Consider the following 5,648-nt stretch of genomic DNA (forward strand, 5'->3'; position numbering starts at 1 on the left):
CGCGGTTTGATGGTGTAGCTAGCCAGCGTGACGCTGGACCCGATTCGCGGAGCGCGTTGGCACGCCAGCGCTACAGGCTGCGGGAGGCAAGGCATATGGTCGCGGTTTGATGGTGCTGCTGGCCAGCGTGACGCTGGACCCGATTCGCGGAGCGCGCTGGCACGCCAGCGCTACAGGCTGCGGGAGACAAGGCATGTGGTCGCGGTTTGATGGTGCTGCTGGCCGCGAGGTTTATTTGCATACTGCAATTAGCGCGGGACTGTTGGCGGTGATTTGTACAACGGAACTGGCGCGACGAAAAAAAGAAAGGAGAAGTCGTATCATGAAGGTAGGCATTCAACTGTTTTCTGTAAAGGAGGCCCTTGCCAAGGACCCGAAAGGCACTCTCCGCCAGGTGGCGGAGCTGGGCTACCGGTACATAGAGCCCTTCTGTCATCCCCAGCCCGGCGACGAGACCAGCTTCGGCCTGTACATGGGCTTGGATGAGGCCCGGGCCTTTCTGAAGGAGGTAGGCCTGCAGGTGGTGGGCGTCCACTATTACCCCCTGGGCTGCGAGGGCTTTGAGGCGTTCTGCCAATACTACAAGGCCCTGGGCGTGGAGCAGGTAGGCAGCGGCGGGGCCCACTTCCCTGGCGGGCAGTCGGACGTGCTGGCAAAGTGCGCCCTCATGGCAAAAGACGCGGAGATTGCCCAAAAGCACGGCCTGCGGTACTACTACCACAACCACTACCGGGAGTACCAGGAGTTTGGCGGCAAGCAGGTCATTCAGCTGATTATGGAGAACACGCCGGAGACGGTCTGTTATGAGCTGGACACCTTCTGGGCGGCCAGAGGCGGCGTGGACCCGGTGAAGGAGCTGGACCGCTGGCAAAGCCGGCTCATCCCTCTGATGCATCAGAAGGACTTCAGCAAGGCCGCCCGGGTGCCGGTGAATATCTGGGAGTACCTGCGACAGGACTTCCCCATCACCCCGGAGTTTGACCAGACCACCCGCCTGCTGGAGCTGTACGCCGAGGTGGGCACCGGGCTGCTCCCCATTCAGGACTACATTGACGCAGGCAACCGGGTAGGGATTCAGTATGTGCTGCTGGAGCAGGACAAGACCCAAATCGGAGAGATGGCGTCTATTGAGGCCAGCATGAAGGCCTTCCGCAAGTTCCACGGCACCCAGTGGGACAGCTGAACGTCCCCTGTGCCCAAAAACAGAAGCAAAATCAAAACACAAGTAAAGGAGCGGCAACTATGAAAGTCGGTATTCAGCTTTATTCAGTCAAGGAGCATTTGATGAAGGACGGCCTGGGCACCATGAAGGCTGTGGCAGAGGCAGGCTATAAGTACATCGAGCCCTTCTGCTCGGCCCGGTTCCCTATTGGCGAGGCGGAGAAGGGCTACGGCCTGGGGCTCACCCGGCAGGAGGCAAAGGCGTTTTTGGCGGACACGGGCATTCAGCTGGTGGGCGGCCACTACTACACCGGAGATTTTGAGGCCATGGCAGACTATTACGCCTATCTGGGGGCAAAGAACTTCGGCACCGGCGGCTACCTCTATCCCGAGGGCAAGGACGAGCTGCTGCGGAAAATTGAGGAGATGAACAAGAACGCCGAGATTGCCAAACAGTACGGGATGCGCTTCTACTACCACAACCATTTCTGGGAGTATCAGAAGTTTGACGGCAAAACGGTCATGGAGATTATTGCCGGGGAGAGCGACCCGGACCTGATGTATTTTGAGCAGGACAACTACTGGGCTGCCCGGGGCGGCGTGGACCCGGTGGAGGAGGCGGAGAAGCTGGGTGACCGGCTGATCCTGATGCACCAGAAGGATTTTGCCAAGGACGCCGGCGAGCCCATCAGCCTGTTTGAGGGCCGGGTGGACGTCAACGGGCCCATCTCCTCCCAAACCCACCAGGACAACCGGCATGTGGGCACCTTTGCCGAGGTAGGCAACGGCATTCTGCCCATTCAGGACTACATCAACGTGGGCAATAAGCTGGGGGTAGAGTATATTCTGCTGGAACAGGACCTGACCGCCATTGACGAGCTGGAATCCATCCGCATCAGCATGAGCGCGTTCAAGAAGTTCACAGGCATCGAGTGGGCATGACCGCGGGGAAGACGGCGCCGGTCCGCCGGAGTAAAGAAGCCTGAGGGCCGGAACAGGGAAGAAAATGGGGCGCCGGAGAGACAGGCTTCGGCGTCCCCTCTCTTTTCCGGCAAGGCCTGCTCCGTTGAATACAGAGCGATAGGAGAGGACAAGCTATGACTGCTGTACTGCAAAAGCGGGGCGACCCCAAACGGGCCCTGGCCGCGGCATATCTGCTGCGCATTTACATTACTCTGGACATTATGGGCTACTCCGTGTCCCTGCCGGTCATTGCCGCAGGGTTTGACGCGTTGGAGTGGTACGCCGTGATTCTGGTGGCAGGCGCCACGGCCACCACCATTGTCTCCGCCCTGTCCGGCCGGCTGACCCTGCTGGCAGGACGGCGGCGGGCCATGCTGGTCTCGGTGCTGGGCACAGCGGGCTGCTCGGTTTTCTGCGCCTTCTCCGGGTCGCTGCCCCTGTTTTTGGCAGGGTACTTCTGTAAAAACCTGTTTGCCGGGGTGGCTACCACCATGCCTGTGGGCATTCTGGCGGACAGCACCAGCCGGGAGGAGCGTCCCCGGTACATGTCCCTGTACTCGGTGATGAACAACATGGGCAACCTGCTGGGCCCACTGCTAGGGGGGCTGGTCACCGACCGGTTCGGCTTCTGGCTCACCCCTCTGTACCCCCTGCCCCTGGCGGCGTGGGCAGTGGCTATGCTGCTGCGGTACTACCGCCAGCCTGCCGGTGAGGCTGTCCGGCATGAGGCCTTTGACTTCTCCGGCGGGGCCATGCTCATAGGCGGGGTAGGGAGCCTGGTGGTGTTCCTCAACCTGGGGGGCCAGCGGCTGAGCTGGCGTTCCCCAGTGTTGTGGGGCCTGGCCTTGCTGTTTCTGCTGTGCCTGGGGCTGTTCCTCCGCCACGGCCGGCGGCAGGAGAACGCGGTCATCCCCCTGAGCCTGTTCCGGGTGCGGTCCTTTGCGGTGGCCAATCTGCTCATCCCGCTGATCATCCCCCAGATGACCCTCTCCAACAACTTCGCCCTGCTGCTGGTGCAGGTGGGAATGGGACGCTCGGCAGCGTCCAGCGCCACCTATGCCATCCCCAAAACATTGGCGATCATTCTGGCCTCGCTGCTGCTGGGCAAATGGATCATCCGCCACCCCATATGGCAGAAGCGTTTTGTGCTGATCAGCGGGGGGCTCATCGGCGGGGTAGAGCTGCTTATGGGTCTGACCGGCAGCTGGGAGGCCTTCCCGGCGCTGCTGTATGGGTTCACCTTTTTGTTGGGACTGGGGGAGTCGCTGTACTATATGACCCTCTATGCCCTCTACCAGCGGGACCTGTCTCCGGCGCAGATGCCCACAGGGATTTCCGCACAATTCCTGCTGGCGTCGCTGAGCACGTCCCTGTGCTCCAGCATATATGGCGTGCTGCTGACAGCCTGGGGCGGGGACATTATGGCCGCGTACCCGGTGATGTGCTATGTGACGTTGATACCCACAACGCTGTATCTGGTAATCGCGGCCTCCTGCCGGAGTGTATTCGGCGGCAGGGAGCATGAGCCGCCTCCCGCAAGTTGAAAATTATTAGAAACATGCTATAATAACCACAAACTGCACTGCGCGGGAACAAACCAAAAGTGTAGATGCCAGTAGCGCGTTGCTTCGCGGCTTCGCGACTTGCCCACCGCCAGGTGTGCTATCATGTGCTCTGGCGAGCACAAGGAGAAGCCCTGAACCCGCGAAGCATCTTCACAGCAAAAGCCTGGAACCCTGCGGAGCGCAGGCCAGACCTGCTGCGCCGCACTGCAATCCCCATAGAATATACAGAGCATCCTGTCCCAAGCTCTGCCGCCATAAAAATTCCCGCCAGGAGGGTCAGCCATGTTCAGAAAAAAACCACAGGACCGCTCCATCCGCTCGGACTTCATGCTGCTTCTGGCCGTGTTTGGGGGCGTGTGCGGGGTCATGCTCACCCTGGGGAATATATACGGCATCCGCATTGCCCGCAGGCAGGCCACAGACCTGAACCGGAACGTGATCATTCTGCAATGCAATATGATTGACAATCAGCTCTCCTACGCTGACCAGTATCTGCTGACCTTGACCTCCATGGAGGAGAGCGTGGAGGCCATCGCCTCGCCGGAGAGCACAGACCTGGAATACATCTCTGCCTCGCTGGGGGTGCTGCGCCAGCTGCAGCAGGGGGTGCGGCAGTATGACACAGTAGACGCCACCTTTCTCTATCTGCCGGAGCAGGAGGTATATCTCACAGCCCATGCGGACGGAATCACCTACGCCTGCCGCAGTTCAGCCAAGGAGCGCATTGTGGAGTATCTGGACAGCGGAGCCAGCCGCAGCGGTTATTTCGCCCTGGAAGCGGAAGGGGGCTATGTCATTGGCAAGGCCCTGTCTGTGGGCGGGGGCTATGCCGGGTTCTGGTGTACGGTGGACACCCTGCTCTCCTCCCTGCAGGACTCCCGCATCAGTCAGATTGACTATGTGCTGTTTGCCAGCGGAGACCTGCAGGTGCTGGACCCCGCGCCTATGTTCCGGCAGCCCCTGTCGCTTCAGGCCCAGGAGGGCGGGGAGTATGTGGAGCTGAAGGGGGAGCGGTATCTGGTGTCCAGCGGCCGGCTGAGCCGGGGAGAGCTGTCTCTGTTGGCCCTGGTAAAGGAGGAGCGCATCCGCCAGCGCTTCGGGGCCTTCTACGGCATCCTGTCCAGTATGCTGGGGGCCCTGTGCTTTTTTCTGCTGCTGACATTGCTGCTGTGCCGGCGCATTCTGCGGCCCATGGAGGAGCTAATCCAAGCCATGAACAGCGTGCGCGGCGGCGACTGGGACGTGCCTCCTCCGGCGGGCGGCAGTCATAAGGAGCTGCGGCTGCTGGTGTCCGCCTTTCAGCTGATGATGGGGGAGATCAAGCAGCTGAAAATGGATGTGTATGAGGAACGCCTCCAGCGTCAGCGGATTCGCCGGCAATACTACCAGCTGCAAATACAGCCCCACTTTTTCATGAACTCCCTGAACATGGTCTATCAGCTGGCCCAGGCGGGAGAGACCGAGCTGGTGCAGCAGATGACCATGCACCTGAGCCGGTACTTCCGCAGCAGCCTGAGGAACAAGGAGGAGGAGATCAGCCTCAGCGAGGAGCTGACTCTGGTGGAGGAATATCTGGAAATCCAGCGTTTTCGCTATCCCTGCAACCTGGAATACAGCATTCAGGCCGAGCCCCAGGCCCTGCAAAAAAAGCTGCCGCCTCTGGCTGTGCAGACCTTTGTGGAGAACGCCATCAAATACGCCATTGACATGAGCCAGGTGACAAGGCTTGCCTGCACGGCTGCTCTGGCTGTCCGGGAGAGCGGGCCATATCTGGTGGTGACAGTGGCGGACAACGGGCCGGGCTTTCCCCCAAAGGTGGCGGAGGCCCTGCGGCGGGGAGAGCCCCCCCTTGACGGGGAGCGGAAATGCCTGGGCATCTACAATGTACAGCAGCGGCTCTCCATGATCTACGGCGGCGCGGGCTATGTCAGGGTAGGCCAAGGGCCGGAGGGGGGAGCC

Annotated in this window: 4 protein-coding genes; all 4 read left to right on the forward strand. The window is 60.7% G+C overall.

Annotated elements, in window-relative coordinates:
* Window positions 1-322 precede the first annotated feature (322 nt).
* Window positions 323-1,183 carry a sugar phosphate isomerase/epimerase family protein gene (locus ACTO5E_RS04465; protein ID WP_482301926.1) on the forward strand — a complete coding sequence of 287 codons (861 nt, stop codon included), beginning with the start codon at window positions 323-325 and terminating at the stop codon, window positions 1,181-1,183.
* Window positions 1,184-1,242: 59 nt separating this feature from the next.
* Window positions 1,243-2,103 carry a sugar phosphate isomerase/epimerase family protein gene (locus ACTO5E_RS04470; protein ID WP_482301928.1) on the forward strand — a complete coding sequence of 287 codons (861 nt, stop codon included), beginning with the start codon at window positions 1,243-1,245 and terminating at the stop codon, window positions 2,101-2,103.
* A gap of 155 nt (window positions 2,104-2,258) precedes the next feature.
* Entirely contained in the window at window positions 2,259-3,668 is a 1,410-nt protein-coding gene (locus ACTO5E_RS04475; RefSeq protein ID WP_482301930.1) for an MFS transporter, read from the forward strand.
* 303 nt (window positions 3,669-3,971) lie between these two features.
* The coding region (locus tag ACTO5E_RS04480; RefSeq protein WP_482301932.1) for a sensor histidine kinase at window positions 3,972-5,648 on the forward strand (1,677 nt) is incomplete at its 3' end.

It is taken from the genome of Acutalibacter sp. (assembly GCF_056800975.1).

Excerpts from the sequence above, each read along its gene's own strand:
- ACTO5E_RS04465 (WP_482301926.1), top strand. The coding sequence starts at position 323 with ATGAAGGTAGGCATTCAACTGTTTTCTGTAAAGGAGGCCCTTGCCAAG.
- ACTO5E_RS04470 (WP_482301928.1), top strand. The coding sequence starts at position 1,243 with ATGAAAGTCGGTATTCAGCTTTATTCAGTCAAGGAGCATTTGATGAAG.
- ACTO5E_RS04475 (WP_482301930.1), top strand. The coding sequence starts at position 2,259 with ATGACTGCTGTACTGCAAAAGCGGGGCGACCCCAAACGGGCCCTGGCC.